Source organism: Streptomyces virginiae (genome assembly GCF_040638905.1).
GTDB lineage: Bacteria > Actinomycetota > Actinomycetes > Streptomycetales > Streptomycetaceae > Streptomyces > Streptomyces virginiae_B.
The window spans coordinates 540,069-557,476 of sequence record NZ_JBEZYV010000001.1 but is presented as its reverse complement, the minus strand read 5'-3'; the positions used below and the strand labels follow the sequence as shown (position 1 = coordinate 557,476).

At 70.3% G+C, this 17,408-nt stretch carries 16 protein-coding genes; 14 read left to right on the top strand and 2 right to left on the bottom strand.

Features of this window, described 5'->3' with window-relative positions; all coding sequences use genetic code 11:
* Positions 1-14: 14 nt before the first annotated feature.
* Entirely contained in the window at positions 15-452 is a 438-nt protein-coding gene (locus AB0F82_RS02645) for a winged helix-turn-helix transcriptional regulator (RefSeq protein ID WP_362623030.1), read from the bottom strand.
* 651 nt (positions 453-1,103) lie between these two features.
* Here AB0F82_RS02645 and AB0F82_RS02640 point away from each other — a divergent pair.
* From AB0F82_RS02640 to AB0F82_RS02625, 4 genes are all read left to right on the top strand, one after another.
* Entirely contained in the window at positions 1,104-1,523 is a 420-nt protein-coding gene (locus tag AB0F82_RS02640) for an acyl-CoA thioesterase (protein WP_356809789.1), read from the top strand.
* 210 nt (positions 1,524-1,733) lie between these two features.
* On the top strand, positions 1,734-2,288 hold the full coding sequence (locus AB0F82_RS02635; protein ID WP_362623027.1) for a hypothetical protein: 555 nt from the start codon (positions 1,734-1,736) through the stop codon (positions 2,286-2,288).
* A gap of 1,321 nt (positions 2,289-3,609) precedes the next feature.
* Positions 3,610-4,656, top strand: a complete 1,047-nt coding sequence (locus tag AB0F82_RS02630; RefSeq protein WP_362623024.1) for a histidinol-phosphate transaminase — start codon at positions 3,610-3,612, stop codon at positions 4,654-4,656.
* On the top strand, positions 4,644-6,428 hold the full coding sequence (locus AB0F82_RS02625) for an aldehyde dehydrogenase family protein (RefSeq protein ID WP_436842023.1): 1,785 nt from the start codon (positions 4,644-4,646) through the stop codon (positions 6,426-6,428). Before AB0F82_RS02630 ends, AB0F82_RS02625 begins: the two co-directional genes overlap by 13 nt.
* Before the next feature lie 12 nt (positions 6,429-6,440).
* On the opposite strand, the gene AB0F82_RS02620 is transcribed toward AB0F82_RS02625, so the two are convergent.
* Entirely contained in the window at positions 6,441-6,911 is a 471-nt protein-coding gene (locus AB0F82_RS02620) for an Lrp/AsnC family transcriptional regulator (protein ID WP_362623019.1), read from the bottom strand.
* Between the two features lie 150 nt (positions 6,912-7,061).
* Here AB0F82_RS02620 and pdhA point away from each other — a divergent pair, with 150 nt between their 5' ends.
* The 10 genes from pdhA to paaB all read left to right on the top strand — a co-directional run bounded on the left by pdhA (position 7,062) and on the right by paaB (position 17,398).
* The gene (gene pdhA, locus AB0F82_RS02615; protein ID WP_362623017.1) at positions 7,062-8,198 is read left to right on the top strand and encodes a pyruvate dehydrogenase (acetyl-transferring) E1 component subunit alpha; all 1,137 of its coding nucleotides are present in this window, start codon (positions 7,062-7,064) and stop codon (positions 8,196-8,198) included.
* Between the two features lie 5 nt (positions 8,199-8,203).
* Positions 8,204-9,223 carry an alpha-ketoacid dehydrogenase subunit beta gene (locus tag AB0F82_RS02610; protein ID WP_362623014.1) on the top strand — a complete coding sequence of 340 codons (1,020 nt, stop codon included), beginning with the start codon at positions 8,204-8,206 and terminating at the stop codon, positions 9,221-9,223.
* Positions 9,220-10,641 (top strand): dihydrolipoamide acetyltransferase family protein, encoded by a 1,422-nt coding sequence (locus AB0F82_RS02605; protein ID WP_362623011.1) that lies wholly within the window; start codon positions 9,220-9,222, stop codon positions 10,639-10,641. Before AB0F82_RS02610 ends, AB0F82_RS02605 begins: the two co-directional genes overlap by 4 nt.
* A 77-nt stretch (positions 10,642-10,718) precedes the next feature.
* Positions 10,719-12,425: a phenylacetic acid degradation protein PaaN gene (gene paaN / locus AB0F82_RS02600; RefSeq protein ID WP_362623008.1), complete on the top strand. Its 1,707-nt coding sequence runs from the start codon at positions 10,719-10,721 to the stop codon at positions 12,423-12,425.
* Positions 12,418-13,599: a thiolase family protein gene (locus AB0F82_RS02595; RefSeq protein ID WP_362623005.1), complete on the top strand. Its 1,182-nt coding sequence runs from the start codon at positions 12,418-12,420 to the stop codon at positions 13,597-13,599. Before paaN ends, AB0F82_RS02595 begins: the two co-directional genes overlap by 8 nt.
* Positions 13,596-14,366 carry an enoyl-CoA hydratase/isomerase family protein gene (locus AB0F82_RS02590; RefSeq protein ID WP_362623002.1) on the top strand — a complete coding sequence of 257 codons (771 nt, stop codon included), beginning with the start codon at positions 13,596-13,598 and terminating at the stop codon, positions 14,364-14,366. Before AB0F82_RS02595 ends, AB0F82_RS02590 begins: the two co-directional genes overlap by 4 nt.
* Entirely contained in the window at positions 14,363-15,229 is an 867-nt protein-coding gene (locus tag AB0F82_RS02585) for a 3-hydroxyacyl-CoA dehydrogenase family protein (protein WP_362622999.1), read from the top strand. The genes AB0F82_RS02590 and AB0F82_RS02585 overlap by 4 nt, the downstream gene beginning before the upstream one ends.
* The gene (locus AB0F82_RS02580) at positions 15,220-16,065 is read left to right on the top strand and encodes an enoyl-CoA hydratase/isomerase family protein (RefSeq protein ID WP_356809765.1); all 846 of its coding nucleotides are present in this window, start codon (positions 15,220-15,222) and stop codon (positions 16,063-16,065) included. The genes AB0F82_RS02585 and AB0F82_RS02580 overlap by 10 nt, the downstream gene beginning before the upstream one ends.
* A 35-nt stretch (positions 16,066-16,100) precedes the next feature.
* Positions 16,101-17,075 carry a 1,2-phenylacetyl-CoA epoxidase subunit PaaA gene (gene paaA, locus AB0F82_RS02575; RefSeq protein ID WP_362622996.1) on the top strand — a complete coding sequence of 325 codons (975 nt, stop codon included), beginning with the start codon at positions 16,101-16,103 and terminating at the stop codon, positions 17,073-17,075.
* Complete coding sequence (paaB, locus tag AB0F82_RS02570) at positions 17,072-17,398, top strand: 1,2-phenylacetyl-CoA epoxidase subunit PaaB (RefSeq protein WP_362622993.1); 327 nt, start codon at positions 17,072-17,074, stop codon at positions 17,396-17,398. The genes paaA and paaB overlap by 4 nt, the downstream gene beginning before the upstream one ends.
* The last annotated feature ends 10 nt before the right edge of the window (positions 17,399-17,408 follow it).

Below are 17,408 nucleotides of genomic sequence, written 5' to 3'. Positions count from 1 at the left end.
TGCGACGTGATCAGTCATGCCATCCCCGCAAGGCGCTCGGCAACGGCGAGAGTGCCGGGCGCGGCGCGCCCGCCCGGGCCCGGCTGGACCGGGACCCCCTCCGGCTGAACCGCTCCACTGCAGGTACGACACGTGATCGACACCTCCAGGACCTCTCCGCAGTGGTGCCGAAACACGATCGGTGGCCCTTCCGGCGCGTGCCAGCGGTCGCCCCACTGGGTGAGTGCCAAAAGCACGGTCACGAGCTCCCGTCCTGATGTGGTGAGCAAGTAACGGAACCGCTGGGGACGCGCGGAGTACTCGACCCGTTCCAGCACATCGCCGTTCACGAATTTCTCGAGCCGATCCTTCAGCAGTGCGCGGGACACGCCAAGGTCGCGGACCAGCTCCTCAAAAGTGTCAATGCCGAGAGAGATGTCGCGCAAGACCAGTGGCGACCACCAGTCACCCATGACATCCAGGGAGCGCGACAGCGACCAGTGGAACGCTGTGAATGAAGGACGAGGCATGGCCCGCAACCTAGTGCATTCATATTCTGAACGCACTCGCCAAGCCGTTCGGAGGCTGCTGCGCTGGGCCGGCTCTTGGAATTGCCATCACCCCCACGGGCGCGTGCACTTTGCGTGCGACCGGTGGTCTGCCGTGGGCTGCATCGGGCGGCAGCTGCCTCATGGTGTGATAGCGCTTTCGGCGAGGGGGATGCCGGCACTTCGCTGGCGGGGACGCCAATCGTCCTGCCAGCGCCCACGATCAGTCCGTGAATAGTGCCGCCCGACTCGTGTGGTGATCAAGTGGGAGTTTCCGAGTAATACCGTTGGAGAAAAATGACTGTTTATGGCCGTGTTATGTTTGCCGGGCTCCAGCGGCGGTGGGCCTCGGATCGGTATTCGGGGCGCGCCCCTGACGGAGCTACAGCGGTTGGGTGGTAACCGTGCGCGGCTCCCTCCGTCGCACGTCTGCGGACCGGGCCGAAGCAGGTTTGCGGGGCGGTATCCGCGCGGAAACCAGAATGCGGGACGACCGCCTACCGTGCCTGAGTGGCCCGCTGAAGCAATGCCCGACGCCCTACCCCGATTCTGGGTGGGTGATAATGACGAAACGAAATGACTGGAATGACTCGCCATCAATACCGCTGCTCAGTCCGTTGGTCGGACATGGACGTCTACGGGCACGTCAACAACGCCGTCTTCCTCACCTATCTCGAGGAAGCGCGCAGCGACATACTCGGCAGCCAGGCCCTAATTGCCGGTGTGGACACCTTCACGGCGGGCTGCGTGAGCGCGAAGCACGAGATCGAGTACAAGGCGCCCTTGGAGTGGCGTGACACGCCCGTCACCGTCGAGGTCTGGGTTACCGGCCTCAGGGCGGTGTCCTTCAGCCTTGCCTACGAGGTGAAGGACGAAGGGACCCTGTACGCGAGGGCCGCCTCCACGATGGTTCCCTACGACCTGGAGGGCAAGCGCCCGCGGCGCCTCACCGAGGCTGAACGCGCCTACCTCACAGGATTTCTGACGCAGCAATGACCGCCTGACCGAGCCGGCCGGAGTCATGACCACATGGGCGACGACCGCCGGCCACGCCCGAGGGGCCCGCTGAACAAGCGCCATCGCCGTCCCGTGATGCCGGGCAGGGAAGAACGACGTAATGAAATGACTCGAATGACGCCCGGCTGCTCGGACTCCTCCGATGAGGCAGGAAGTCCGACCTGCCTCACTCACACAAGAAAGAAGCAAGTGAAGAATCGCTTTGTCCCCTTCTGTGCTGTGTTTCTGTTGAGTCTGAGTGCGTGTTCCGCAAATGGTCAGGGAATTCAACCCACCGAGACGCCGTCGAGCACAAATCAGTCGGTACAATTCCCGAACACCGATGCAGGTTTCCGAAAGCTGATCATAGCTGCACGTTTTGATAAGGATGTGGTGGCTTCGCTGGAGCCGAACGCCGCTGACTATGCGGTGGTCTTCGAGCCGGAGTTCGCGGCCGAAGCCGAGAAGATGTATGAACGGTGGATCTGGTCCAAGCCCCTCGCCACACTTGACGTCGACCCTGAAAAGACCGAGATCAAGGTGGCGAAGGCTACCACGGACGCCCTCAGGGATTGGCCGAATGAGGCTACTGAAGAATTCCCCGGCGGATACGAGAGGGTGGCCCCTCACTTCAAACCGGGAACGACGATCTACCAGTGGGAGTATCTGGAGCCGGGCGAAGTTCTCGGTAAGGCGTACGACGGAATGGCCCACGTCAATGGGCGCTGGGTATGGTTCCCGAAGCCGTGGCGCGTCCTCGACTAAGGGCTGTCCCGTAATCCCCGGTGGATCGGCGCGCGGCGTCAGACGCGGTGCATCGCAAGGCGGAGGAGCGTGCTGTACTGGGCGTATCCGGGCGTTCCGACAACGCGGCGAGGTGCCGTGGCTGTCGTCGTGCGACCGCCGGGGATTACGGGACAGCCCTTAGCCTGACCCGAGAACGTGTCCACGTGGTGAGGCGTCATTGGTGTCGGTCCGGGGCGGGGACGTCCTACGCGCTGGGCAGTGGTTGCGCCTGGCGGGCGCCCGGACCGTGGGCGGCGACGGAGGAATCACGGCAGGCAGCGTCCAGAGGTCACGATGTGGCGGTGAGGGGAGGCAGCCCGCGCTGTGCGCTGCGCGTTGATCAGGCACCTCATCGACTCCATGGCCCGGGCGGCCGTTCCGTGGACGGGCCCGGTTGGCGGCGGTCGGGTCACGCGCCGCTGGTGCGGCAGGCTGGGGTATGGCCCGCTGCCCGTTGATGTCGCCTGCGGCGGTGCCGAGCTGGTTGAGCCTGTTTTGTCAGGCCGGCTCCGCCCTGGTCGTCGACTGCAGCGCGGTTCCGGGCACCCGTGGAGAGGCGAGGGACGGGGGATCTACCGCCCGCGCGCGGTAAGCATGGCTTATCCAAGACAAAGGTGTCTTTACTTGCGCTTACTTCTGTGCGATTGCAGGATTCTGCCGCGGGCAGGAGCGTGAGTCGCACGTGCCACCTGCCGCCACCTCTTCGTCGAGCAGGCCCGTGGTTCCCCTGTGTGATGCCTGCTCCCGAGTCCGAATATGTCACCCCCTCACAGGCCGAGGCGCACCCGACACCCGGGCGGAGCCGGAACAGACAGAGAGCACCGGCGAGCGCCCTGCGTGCAAGAAGGGACAACGAATGCACCCACCACTACGGTCGACCGTTCCCGCCCTGTCGGCCGTCAGCCGCGGGGGAGTCGCCGCCGGTGACGGCAACCACCTTGGGGGAGTGGTGACTTGGGTTTGGTCCTCTTCATCGGAGCGGACGGGTGCAGGCGCCCCGTGAGTGCGCCGGGACCAGTTCTGACGGACAGCGTCGGCGGCAGGAGTCGGGGCAACCAGTGAGTCCTGCCTGTAGCCGAGAGTAGTCATCGACGCCTGGTGGGCTGCGCCCAGTCCGTCTCGTGACGGGGGGCCGAACCAGCAGGCGAGGAGACGGCTTGCCGTGCCGGCTGCCGGATTGATGCTATCTGTCGCCGAATTCTCCAAACAGTTGAGCGTTTGACCTCTGCTGTTCACGCTTTACCTGTCAAGTGCCCGGAGGCACGGCCTCGGGCCCCACCGATTCAGAAGCGAGTCGAGCATGGTGCGTGTCCGTTCATCCTTGGCACAGTTGCCCGCCTATGTCCCGGGCCGCAAATTGCCCGGCGCGGTAGTGCTGGCCAGCAACGAATCCCCGTACGGGCTGTTGCCCGGTGTAGCCGCAACGCTTACGGAGCTGGCCGGCGGCATGTCGCGCTACCCCGACCTCAGCGCCACCGCACTCGTGCAGGCGATAGCCGGGCACCACGAGGTCGAGCCGGAGCGGATCGCGGTGGGCGCCGGATCCTCGGAGGTCTGCGGGCAGCTGCTGCACTCGGTCGTCGGCTTCGGCGACGAGGTCGTCTTCGGATGGCGGTCCTTCGAGGCGTATCCGATTCTCACGGCGGTGGCAGGCGGTGTGGCGGTACGGGTCCCGCTGCGCGACCATGCGCTGGACCTTGACGCCATGGCCGCGGCGATCACCGACCGGACCCGGCTGGTCTTCGTCTGCAACCCGAACAACCCCACCTCGACCGCAGTCGGAGAGTGGGCACTGCTCGACTTCGCGGACCGTGTCCCGGAAGACGTGCTGATCGTCGTCGACGAGGCCTATCGTGAGTACGCGGATCCGGCGCTGGTCCCCGATGCCCTGGCCCTGCTCGGCGACCGCCCGAACGTGGTGGTTCTGCGGACGTTCTCCAAGGCCTACGGACTGGCGGGACTGCGCGTCGGCTACTGCGTGGCGCCGCCGTGGATCGCCGCTCATGTGCGCAAGACGCAGGTACCGTTCAGCGTCAGCGCCCTCGCCCAGGAGGCCGCCGTCGTCGCCCTCGACGAGCGCGCGGAAGTCGCCCGGCGGGCCGCCCTCACTGTCGTCGAACGGGCGCGCGTGACCATGACGTTGCGCGCGCTGGGCTTCGAAGTCCCCGACTCTCAGGCCAACTTCGTGTGGCTGCCGCTCGCGGACGAGAGCGCTGACTTCGCCGTCCACTGCCTTGGGGGGCACGTAGTGGTCCGCCCGTTCCTCGGGGAGGGTGTCCGGGTGACGATCGGACTGCCGCAGGAGAACGAGGCTTTCCTCGATCTCGCTGCGACCTGGAGAGGCTGAAGGCCGTGCGCCCCAGTCCTTATGAGCGGCATCGCGAACTGCTTCAGCAAGCCGTGCGGGCCCTCGCCGCCGGTGAATGCCGGCGGCCCTTCACGGAGGCGACCGGACAGGATGCTGCCGACGCGGGCATGAGATCGGTCCGAACAGCTGTGAAGGTCTTCGGCTCACTGCTGGGACGGCCCTTCGAGCTCGACCAGCCCGGCGAGCTGGGCCGGGTGTGCACCGAGTCCTCGCCATACGGGATCGGCATGGGCATCGGTTACCCGCGATGCGACCCCGCAGCTCTGGTGGCGGCTGCCGCCCAGGCGACGGCCGGGTGGCGCGTCGCCGGCCCCCACCGGCGCGCCGGGCTGGCCGTGGAGATGCTGCGCCGGCTGAACACCCGCAGCCATGAGCTGGCCCTTGCGGTGCATCACACCACGGGGCAGCCGCCGCAGGCGGCGTTCCGGTCCGCGGGGCCGCGCGCCCAGGACCGTGCGCTGGAGGCCGTGGCCCTTGCCTTCGCGGAGTCGGAGCGCGTTCCAGCGGACCTGAGCTGGGAGAGCGGTCACGGGACCCAAGGGAGCGGGCAACCGTCGCCGATGCGGGGCACCAGCACCCTGGTGCCCCGCGGTGTGTCGCTGCTCATCGGTTGCCCCGACTATCCGCTCTGGAACGGCTACCCGGGTCTGTTCGCCAGCCTGGTGACCGGCAATCCGGTGATCGTCGCCCCGCATCCGCGTTCCGTGCTGCCGCTGGCCATCACCGTGCGCGTCGCCCGGCAGGTGCTGGCGGAGGACGGCCTCCCACCGGACATCGTGACCCTCGCGGTGGCGGAACCAGCGGAACGGCTGCACGAGAGGCTGGCCACGGACCCGGGGGTGCGCATCGTCGACTTCACCGGACCGGCGCAGTTCGCCGGCTGGCTGAAGGAACACGCCCGCCAAGCCGCCACGTTCGTCGACCGGACCGGCCTGAACACGGTGATCGTCGACTCCACCGGTGACTACCGGGATCTCGTGCGCGGCCTGGCCCACTCCCTGTGCCGGTGCAGCGGAACGGTCCGCACCACGCCGCAGAACATCCTGGTGCCGACGACGGGCATCGCGACCGATGAGGGGCGCAAGAGTCTGGGGGACTTCGGCGCCGACCTGGGCGAGGCCGTGGACCGGCTGCTCGGGCATCCCGCACGTGTGGCCAGGCTGCTGGGCGCGATCGCCAGCGATACGGTGCGGGCGGGGCTGGCGGAGGCCACGCGGTACGGCACCGTGCTCCATGCCTCCGGAGCGCTGCGCCATCCGAATCATCCGGCCGCCGATGTGCGCAGCCCCCTGCTGGTCCGGCTGGCGGCGCAGGACGAACGGATCTACGCCAGGGAGTGGCCGGGGCCCGTCTCATTCCTTGTCGGTACCGACTCGACGTCGCACAGTCTGGCTCTCTTCCGCCGCACAGTGGGCCGGCACGGGGCGTCGTACGCCACGGTGCACTCGACCGACCCGCTGGTGCTGGCGGTCGCCGAGACGGCAGCACTGGACGCCGGGGTGCACCTGGTGCAGAACCTCGCGGACGACTTCCCCGCGGACCCCTCCTCGGCAGGCGCGGATTTGCCCTGCGAGGGCGCCCACTTCGTCACCGGGCGGTTCCGGGTGGTGCGGTCTCGGCAGCATGCGGCCGGGACGGCCCCGGCTCCTGTCGTGGAGGCAGCGCCGAGACCGACCCCCATCGGGGCTGCGGAGTCGCCTCGGGCTCCGGCGCCGGACGCGGGTTCCGCTGCCGCGCTGGTCGACGTCTGAGTCACCGGGCAGTCAGGCAGTCCAGTGCGTTCCGCGTCCCCGCACCTCGTCGAAGACCAGCCAGGTGCGGGTCGAGCGCACCCCCGGTACTGCCTGGATGCGCTCCAGGACGACCTGGCGCAGCACCGAGTTGTCCGGAGTGCGGACCAGCACCAGGACGTCGAAGTCGCCCGCAACGAGGGTGACATGCTCGACGTAGGGGATCTCGCGCAGTTTCCGGGAGGTGTCCCGCCACGCATTCTGGTCGATCGTCAGCGTCACGTACGCGCTCGTGCCGAGGCCGGCCCGCTGCGGATTCAGCTGCGTGCTGAAGCCCGTGATGACCTCCTCGGCCATGAGCCTGTTGATGCGCGTGTACGCGTTGGCACGCGAGATGTGCAGCTTGTCCGCGAGTGCCTTGATCGACACCCGGCCGTCGTCGATGAGCCCCGCCAGGATGTGCCGGTCGGTCTCGTCGAGTCGAACGGCAGTTCGTCCGGTCATCGACTCCGAGGGTGAGTTTTGCTCGGACACTTTGCCCTCCCAGAGCGCTTGATTCAGCAGTCCGTCGCCGGTTTGCCGCAAACCTTGAACACATATTCAGCAGTGGTGACGATACTCGCGTCAAGTGTCCAGAGAAAGTGAGTGCCCTCCATGTCCGTGAAGAGCCTCCGCCAGACCGTCCAGGGCCTCCTGCCGTCCCTCGAGCCGGTGCGGTTCGTGGCCGTGGACGGCGCGCCGGTGGCCAAGCCCACCGCCGACTACACCGAGCCTCCGCCCGAGGCGCTGCGCGAGGCGTACCGGCGGATGGTCCTGGGGCGCCGCTTCGACACCCAGGCCACCGCGCTCACCAAGCAGGGGCGGCTCGCGGTCTACCCGTCCAGCCGGGGCCAGGAGGCCTGCCAGATCGCAGCCGTACTCGCGCTGCGCCCGGACGACTGGCTGTTCCCGACCTACCGCGACTCCGTGGCCCTGGTCACCCGGGGCATCGACCCGCTCGAGGTGCTGACGCTGCTGCGCGGCGACTGGCACTGCGGATACGACCCGGCCGCCACCCGCGTCGCCCCCCAGTGCACCCCGCTGGCCACCCAGGTGCTGCACGCCACCGGCATGGCGGAGGCGTTGCGCCGCACGGGCGGGGACGGTGTGGCGATGGCCCTCGTCGGAGACGGCGCTACGAGTGAGGGGGACTTTCACGAGGCGCTGAACTTCGCGGCCGTCTTCCGTGCGCCGGTCGTCTTCTTCGTCCAGAACAACAAGTACGCGATCTCCGTGCCGCTGGCCCGGCAGTCCGCGGCACCCGCCCTCGCGTACAAGGGCATCGGACACGGGATGCGTTCCGAACAGGTCGACGGCAATGATCTGGTCGCCGTGCTGGCGGTGCTGACCGCGGCGGTCGAGCACGCCCGTGCCGGGCACGGACCGGTCCTGGTCGAGGCGCACACCTACCGCATGGACGCACACACCAACGCCGACGACGCGACCCGCTACCGGGACGAGGCGGAGGTCGAACGATGGAGCGCCGCCGATCCGGTCAGCCGTCTTGAAACGTATCTGAGGGCCCGCGGCGCCCTCACCGACCAGGACGTAGCGGCGGTGCGGGAGGAGGCGGAGACCCTGGCCACCGAGCTGCGCGCGGGCATGAACGAGGAGTCCGTGCCCGACCTGCTGGAGCTCTTCGACCACGTCTACGCCGAGCCGACTCCGCAACTGCGCGAACAGCGCGCCCTGCTTGCGGCCGAACTGGCCGCAGACGCCGCTTCCCCCGCACTCGACACCCAGGAGAACTGACGGCCATGGCCAAGGTCACGATGGCGCAGGCGCTGAACACCGCACTGCGCGACGCACTGCGCGAGGACGAGCGGGTGCTCGTCTTCGGCGAAGACGTCGGTCCGCTCGGCGGCGTCTTCCGGATCACCGACGGGCTGACCCGCGACTTCGGCGAGCAGCGATGCTTCGACACCCCGCTGGCCGAGGCCGGCATCGTAGGACTGGCCGTCGGCATGGCGATGGGCGGCTTCCGGCCCGTGGTGGAGATGCAGTTCGACGCCTTCGCCTATCCGGCGTTCGAACAGATCGCCTCACACGTCGCCAAGCTCCGCAACCGGACCCGGGGGCGGCTCGCGCTGCCGATGGTGATCCGTATCCCCTATGCGGGCGGCATCGGGGGAGTCGAGCACCACTGCGACTCCAGCGAGGCGTACTACGCGCACACCCCGGGCCTGAAAGTGGTCACCCCGGCGACGGCCGAGGACGCGTACTGGCTGCTGCGGGACGCCGTGGCCGACCCCGACCCGGTGGTCTTCCTGGAGCCGAAGAAGCTGTACTGGTCGAAGGAGGAAGCCGACCTGGAGCGGCGCGGAGCGCTGCCGTTCGGGCGGGCGGCGATCCGACGGGAGGGCCGCGACGCCACGGTCGTCGCGTACGGGCCCTCGGTTCCGGTGGCCCTGGCCGCGGCCGAAGCGGCGGCGGCCGATGGCATCGAGCTGGAGGTCGTGGATCTGCGGACGGTGGTGCCCTTCGACGACGAGACGGTCACGGCATCGGTTCGCCGGACCGGGCGCTGCCTGGTCGTACAGGAGGCCCAGGGCTTCGCCGGCGTAGGGGCGGAGATCGCCGCACGGGTGCAGGAGCGCTGTTTCCACTCGCTGGCGGCGCCGGTCCTGAGGGTGGCCGGCTTCGACATCCCGTACCCGCCGCCGAAGCTGGAGCACGCGCATCTGCCGGGCGTCGACCGGATCCTCGACGCCGTCGATCGTCTCCAGTTCGGCGACGAGCCGGACACCCGGCATCTGCTGAAGGGAACGGCCGCATGAGCACCGCAGCGCTTCGGGAGCAGCTGTTCCGGCTGCCCGATCTCGGCGAGGGGCTGACCGAGGCCGAGATCGTCGAGTGGAAGGTCGCGGTCGGCGACACGGTGACGATCGACCAGATCGTCATCGAGGTCGAGACGGCCAAGGCCGCGGTCGAGGTACCGGTCCCGTACGCGGGGACGGTGCTGCGGCTGCACGCGGAGGCGGGCACGGCGCTGGAGGTGGGGAAGCCGCTGATCACGGTGGGTGCGCCGGCCTCCGACCGGTCCGGCGGTAAGGGGGAGGGCCCGGGGGGCCGGCCTTCCGGCGAACCTCCAGCCGATTCGATGTCGGCCGATCCCGCGGTTGAGCGATACCGGGAGGAGGAGCAGGCCGGGTCCGGCAACGTCCTGATCGGCTACGGCACCGGCCATGGTCCGGCACCGCGCCGCCGCCGCCGACGCGGGGGCGCCGCGACGGGAGGCGGCACTGCTGCCGAGGCGGCGCCGTCCGGAGAGCTGCACGCTCCCCGCGTCATATCCCCCCTCGTACGCAGGATGGCGCGGGAGCACGGGATCGACTTCGCCGGGTTGGCGCCTTCGGGTCCCGCAGGGGTCGTGCTCAGACGAGATGTCGAGCAGGCCGTGGGGCGGGCCGGTCAGCCGGCGACGGGCCCCGATACCGCGCCGGTCACCCCGGACCGGCAGCAGTCGGCGGACCGCGCACCGCACGCTCGGCCGGCGCCGGCCGGCCCTGAGCGCATCCCGTTGCGCGGCGTCCGTCGCGCGGTCGCGGACAAGCTCTCCCGCAGCCGCACCGAGATCCCCGACGCCACCACCTGGGTCGACGTGGACGCGACGAGCCTGCTCCAGGCCCGGAAGGCCATGCAGGCCGCAGACCCCGGCCGCCCCATCGGGCTGCTGGCCCTGCTGGCCCGTATCTGCGTCGCCGGACTGCACCGCTTCCCGGAGCTGAACTCCACCGTCGACACCGAGCGGCGGGAGATCGTCCGCTTCCATGAGGTGCACCTCGGTTTCGCCGCCCAGACCGAACGCGGCCTGGTGGTCCCCGTCGTCCGCGACGCACAGCGCATGACGACCGCACAACTGGCCGCCGAGCTCGCCCGGTTGACCGGGCTGGCCCGCGACGGGGCCCTGCCGCCCGACCGCCTGACCGGCGGGACCTTCACCCTCAACAACTACGGCGTGTTCGGTGTCGACGGGTCCACGCCCATCATCAACCACCCTGAGGCCGCTCTGCTCGGCGCGGGCCGCATCGTGGACAAACCCTGGGTGGTGGACGGCGAGCTCGCCGTCCGCAAGGTCATGCAGCTCTCCCTCAGCTTCGACCACCGGGTCTGCGACGGCGGTGTGGCCGGCGGGTTCCTGCGCTTCGTGGCCGACTGCGTGGAACGCCCGGCGATCCTGCTCGCCGACGTCTGATCCACCCCCGCTTCCCCCGCGTCCGCCCGGGCGCCTTGCACCCATCAACCTACCGAACGTTCGGCCAGGAGCTCTCAGTGACCACCGACCAGCATCCCGACTTCTTCGTCCGCCACGCGGGCCTGCTCGACCAGGCGGTGGAGTGTGCCGCCGACCGCACCTACTGGACGCCGTACCCGGAAACCCCCAGCGCCTCTGCGTACGGAGCCCAGGCATCCGAGCTGGGCGAGGCCGCCTTCCGCGGCCTCCTCGGCCGGCCCTTCCGCATCGAAGGGCATCCGGCCACCGGCACCGTGCCCGCCACCGAGGTTTCGCCCTACGGCTTCCCGCTCGGAGTCAGTTACCCGTACCTGGCGCCCGATGTGGCCGTCGCGACGGCCAAGTCAGCCGCGGTGACATGGCGCGCCGCGAGCCCGGACACCCGGGCCGGCGTCGCCGCCGAGATCCTCGCCCGGCTGAACGAGGCGAGCTTCGAGATCGCGCACGCCGTGCAGCACACCACCGGCCAGCCCTTCATGATGGCGTTCCAGGCCGGCGGTCCGCACGCCCAGGACCGGGGCCTCGAAGCGGTCGCCCACGCATGGAACGAGCAGACCCGCCATCCGGTCGCGGCCCGCTGGAGCAAGCCGCAGCGCAAGGGCGGCCCACTCGTCATGGACAAGACCTTCACCACCGTGGGACGCGGTGTGGCAGTACTGATCGCCTGCAACACCTTCCCCACCTGGAACGGCTATCCGGGACTGTTCGCGAGTCTGGTCACCGGCAACCCGGTGGTCGTCAAGCCTCATCGACGTGCCGTGCTGCCCCTGGCGATCACCGTGCGGATCGCCCGTGAGGTGCTGGCGGAGGCCGGCTTCGATCCGGATGTGGTACTGCTCGCCGCCGCGAAGCCCGAGGAGCGCACCGCTCCCGCCCTGGCCACCCACCCCGATGTGCGCATCGTGGACTTCACCGGCTCCAGCGAGTTCGGTGACTGGCTGGAGACCAACGCCCGCCAGGCCGTCGTCCACACCGAGAAGTCCGGACTCAACACCGTCGTCGTGGACTCCACGGACGACTACGCGGGGCTGCTGCGCAACCTTGCCTTCTCCCTGTCGCTCTACAGCGGCCAGATGTGTACCACCCCGCAGAACTTCCTCGTCCCCCGCGACGGCTTCCCGACCGACCAGGGGCGGCGTACGGCCGACGAGTTCGCCGCCGACCTGGGCGCCGCCCTGGACAGGCTGCTCGGCGACCCGGCCCGTGCGGCCGCCACCCTCGGCGCGATCGTGAACGACGGTGTGCTGAAGCGCGTGGCGGAGGCGGCGGAACTCGACCGTACCGCCCATCCGTCGAGGCGACTCGCCCACCCGGACTTTCCGGATGCGGCCGTCCGTTCCCCGCTGGTGGTCCGGCTCGAGGCCGAGGCCGACGAAGAGACCTACACCAGCGAGTGGTTCGGTCCGGTCTCCTTCGTCATCGGTACCGACTCCACCGCGCACGGCCTGCGTCTCCTGCACGACACCGTACGGCGCCACGGCGCGCTGACCGCCTCCGTGTACGCCACCGACGCGGGTGTGCTGGAGGCGGCACGGGCAACCGCGCTGGAGGCGGGCGTACACCTGTCGGAGAACCTGACCGGCGCGGTCTTCGTCAACCAGTCCGCCGCCTTCAGCGACTTCCACGGCACCGCGGCCAACCCCGCGGCCAATGCCGCCCTCACCGACCCGGCGTTCGTCACCGGACGCTTCTCGGTCGTCCAGGCCCGGCGCCACGCACCCGCAGAGGAGCACGTCGATGCGTGACGAGGTCTATCTGATCGACGGAGCCCGCACTCCGCTCGGTCGCCACCGAGGCGCCCTGGCCTCCGTACGCCCCGACGACCTTGCCGCCCTCGTGGTCGGCGAGGCGGTACGGCGCTCGGGCATCCGGGCCGACACCGTGGACGAGGTGATCCTCGGCGCCGCGAACCAGGCGGGCGAGGACAACCGGGACGTGGCCCGGATGGCGGTCCTGCTGGCCGGACTGCCGGACACCGTGCCCGGATACACCGTCAACCGACTGTGCGCGTCCGGGCTGACGGCCGTCGCCTCGGCCGCCCAGGCGATTCGTGCGGGAGAGGCCGACCTGGTCGTCGCGGGCGGAGTGGAGTCCATGACCCGTGCCCCCTGGGTGATGGCCAAGCCCGGCACGCCCTGGGCCCGGCCCGGCGAGGTCCACGACACCTCCCTCGGCTGGCGCTTCACCAACCCGCGCTTCCCCGCCGCGACCGCCCTGTCCATGGGCGAGACCGCGGAGGAGGTCGCCGCCCTGGACGGCATCACCCGCCTTGAGGCGGACACTTTCGCGCTGCGCAGCCATCGCCGGGCGGAGGCCGCCCAGAGGGCGGGCCGCTTCAAGGAGGAGATCGTGCCGGTGCGGGCGGCGGACGGCGAGGTGACCCAGGACGAGGGGCCTCGGCCCTCCACCTCGTTGGAGAAGCTCGGCGGACTGCGCACGTCCTTCCGCAGCGACGGGATCGTCACCGCGGGCAACTCCTCGCCGCTGTCCGACGGGGCCGCGGCCCTGGTGGTGGCGAGTGGCGCGGCGGTCCGACGGTACGGGCTCACTCCCCGGGCCCGCGTCGTCACCGCCGCCTCGGCCGGGGTCGAGCCCCGCCTGATGGGGCTCGGGCCCGTGCCGGCCGCCTTGAGGGCGCTCGACCGGGCGGGCTGGCGGGCCGACGACCTCGACGCCGTCGAGGTGAACGAGGCCTTCGCCGCCCAAGCGCTGGCGGTCGTCCGCCGCCTGCAGCTCGACGAGGACCGCGTCAACGCCGACGGCGGCGCCATCGCCCTCGGACACCCGCTCGGCTGCTCCGGCGCCCGCATCCTGCTCACCCTGCTCGGACGCATGGAACGCGAGGACGCCCGACGGGGACTGGCGACCATGTGTGTGGGGGTCGGCCAGGGCGTGGCGATGCTCGTGGAGCGCGTATGAGCACGCGGGAGGACACGGCGTACGAGACCCTGCGGGTCGAGGAGCGCGCGGACCGGCTCGTCGTGACCCTGCACCGGCCCGAGGCGCGCAACGCCATCAGCAGCGGCATGATCGCCGAGCTGCACCGCGTGTGCGAGGACCTGGAGCGCGAGCCGAGACTGCTGCTGCTCACCGGGCACGGCGGGGTCTTCGCCGGCGGCGCCGACATCGCCGAACTGCGGCGGCGTGGCCGGGAGGAGGCGCTGCAGGGAATCAACAGCCGTCTGTTCGAGCGGGTGCGCAGGCTGCCCATGCCCACCGTGGCCGCGGTGGACGGCTGGGCGCTGGGCGGCGGCGCCGAGCTGGCGTACGCCTGCGACATCCGGATCACCGGGCCGAACGCCGTCTTCGGCAACCCCGAACCGGGCCTGGGCATCCTCGCCGCCGCCGGGGCCTGCTGGCGGCTGCGGGAGCTGCTCGGCGAGTCGGTGGCCAAACAGGTCCTGCTCGCCGGGCGGAACCTCGACGCACCTGCCGCGCTCGCCTGTGGGCTGGTCATGGACGTCGTAACGGCCGAGCGGCTGATCGCCGAGGCACACACCCTGCTCGACCGTATGGCCCGCTCCTCGGCGCTCGCCCTGCGGCTCACCAAGCTCGTCACGGACGCCCCGGGTGCCCATCCGGTGGCTGACGACCTCGCCCAGGCCGTGCTGTTCGAGGGCCGCGACAAGGAGGAGCGCATGACGCGATTCCTGGAGAAGAACGAGAAGAACGGAGGCCGGGCATGACTTCGGCATCAGCACCACCCGCCGTCGTGGGGGTGATCGGCGGCGGCCGGATGGGGACCGGTATCGCCCAGTCCTTCGCGGCCGCAGGGTCGTCCGTGGTCGTCGTGGAACACGACGAAGCGGCCGCGACCGTCGCGCTGAACCGCATCGCCGACGGGCTGCGGCGGGCCGCCGAGCGCGGGGGGCCCGGCGGATCCGTCACCGGTCACGTACCGGACCGGGTCACCGCCGTGACCTCGATCGCCGAACTACCCGCCGACGCCGATCTCGTCGTAGAGGCGGTACCGGAGGACGCCGCGCTCAAGGCCCGGCTGCTCGCCGCCGCCGAGCGGGCCGTGGGGGAGCGGTGCGTACTCGCCACCAACACCAGTTCCCTGCCGGTCACCGAACTCGCGGCGGCCCTGAAGCGGCCGGGACGCTTCCTGGGCATGCACTTCTTCAACCCGGTGCCCGTCTCCGCGCTCGTCGAACTGGTCCTCACTCCCGACACCACCGGGGAGACCCTGACGGCGGCGGTCGGCTGGACACACGCCCTGGGCAAGCAGAAGGTCGTCGTCCAGGACTCGCCGGGATTCGCCAGCAGCCGTCTCGGCCTGGCCCTCGGTCTGGAGGCGGTCCGCATGGTCGAGGAGGGGGTCGCCGAGCCGGAGGCCATCGACACGGCCATGCGCCTGGGATACCGGCACCCGATGGGGCCGCTGCGCCTCACCGACGTGGTGGGTCTCGACGTACGGCTGGCCATCGCCGACCACCTGCACAGGACGCTCGGCGAGCGGTTCGCCCCGCCGGCATTGCTGCGGGAGAAGGTCGACCGCGGCGAGCTGGGCCGCAAGACAGGTCAGGGGTTCTATCCATGGCCGTGACCGACGGTGCGCCCACCGACGCCCAGGAGCCGGGCCGCCCCGTCCCTTATGGGGTCGCCTACGACGTTACCGACGCCGTGGCCGTCATCGAACTGCGCGGTCCCGGGAGCGGCAACGCTCTCGACATCCACATGCGCAGCGCGCTCCTCATGGCGGCACGCCGCCTGACCACGGACACCGCACGCGGTGTACGGGCGGCCCTGATCACCGCCCGAGGAAGCCACTTCTGCGTCGGCCAGGACCTCAAGGAGCACGCCCGGCTGCTGAACACCGCGCCCGAGGCGGCCTTCGCGAACCTTCCCAACGACTACAACCCGCTGCTGAAGGAGCTGCACGGGCTGCCGGTCCCGCTCGTCGTGGCCGTCGAGGGCGCGTGCGTCGGGGCCGGGCTCGGCATCGCGCTCTGCGCCGATGTACGTGTCGCCGCCGAAGGAGCCCGCTTCGCGACCGCCTTCACCGGCCTCGGCCTGGCCTCCGACTCCGGGGTCGCCCGCGGCCTCGCCCGCCAGCTCGGTCCTTCGCGGACCGCCGGACTCATGCTCCTCGGAGACCGCTTCTCCGCCCAGGACGCCGAACGCTGGGGCTTGGTCCACCGCGTCGTGGCGGACGGCTCGGCCACGGCTGAAGGGCTGGCCGTCGCCCGCTCCCTCGCAGACGGACCCACCGCCGCACACCGAGAGATCAAGGCACTGCTGCGGTCCGCGGCCACCGCCCCCCTGCCGGCCGCGCTGGAGCGCGAAGCCGTGATCCAGCGCCGGCTCGGCGCCACCGAGGACCACCACGAAGCCGTCACCGCCTTCCTCGAACGCCGCAGCCCCGCCTTCCGCGGCCAATAACCCACTCACCGAGTACGACGGGACACGCACACCCCATGAACACCCCCACCCTCACACCAACCGGGCCCCAGGGCCCCGAGGCCACCTTCGAGGAGACCATCGCCCGCGACCAGCGCATCGAGCCCCGGGACTGGATGCCCGACGGCTACCGCACCACACTGATCCGGCAGATCGCCCAGCATGCCCACTCCGAGATCATCGGCATGCAGCCCGAGGGCGAGTGGATCACCCGGGCGCCCTCGCTGCGCCGCAAGGCCATCCTCTTCGCCAAGGTGCAGGACGAGGCCGGGCACGGGCTGTACCTCTACTCCGCGGCCGAGACCCTCGGGGCGGACCGCACGGACATGACGGCGCGTCTGATCGACGGCCGCCAGAAGTACTCGTCCATCTTCAACTACCCGACCCACACCTTCGCCGACGTCGGCGTGATCGGCTGGTTCGTGGACGGCGCGGCGATCTGCAACCAGGTACCCCTGTGCCGTACGTCGTACGGCCCGTACGGGCGCGCCATGGTGCGCGTGTGCAAGGAGGAGTCCTTCCACCAGCGGCAGGGGTACGAACTCCTGCTGACGATGATGCGCGGCACCGACGAGCAGCGGGAGATGGTGCAGGACGCGGTGAACCGCTGGTGGTGGCCGTCGCTGATGATGTTCGGCCCGCCGGACGCCGACTCGCCCAACTCCGCGCGGTCCATGGCCTGGAAGATCAAACGGCACTCCAACGACGAACTGCGACAGCGGTTCGTCGACATGACCGTGCCGCAGGCCCAGAAGCTCGGCGTCACCCTGCCCGACCCCGTCCTGCGGTGGAACGAGGAACGCGGGCACCACGACTTCGGCGCCCCCGACTGGGACGAGCTGACGCGCGTGGTCTCCGGCGACGGGCCGTGCAACGCCGAGCGGATCGCCCGGCGCCGGGCCGCCCACGAGGAGGGCGCCTGGGTGCGGGAGGCGGCCTCGGCCCATGCCGCCAAGCAGGCGACCCGGGTGCGGGAAGGAGCGGCGGCATGAGCGGCACCGACCGGACTTCCGCCGGCGGACCCGTCCGCATACGGGACGAGTGGCCGCTGTACGAGGTGTTCGTCCGGGGCAAGCGCGGACTGAACCATGTCCACGTGGGCTCCCTGCGCGCGCCCGACGACGCGATGGCCCTTGTCCACGCCCGCGACCTGTACACCCGGCGCAACGAGGGCGTGAGCGTCTGGGCCGTGCGATCCGACTCCATCGCCGCCTCCACCCCCGCCGAGAAGGACCCCTTCTTCGCGCCCAGCGGCGACAAGGTCTACCGGCACCCGACCTTCTACGACATCCCCGACGACGTACCCCACATCTAGGAGCGGCCGC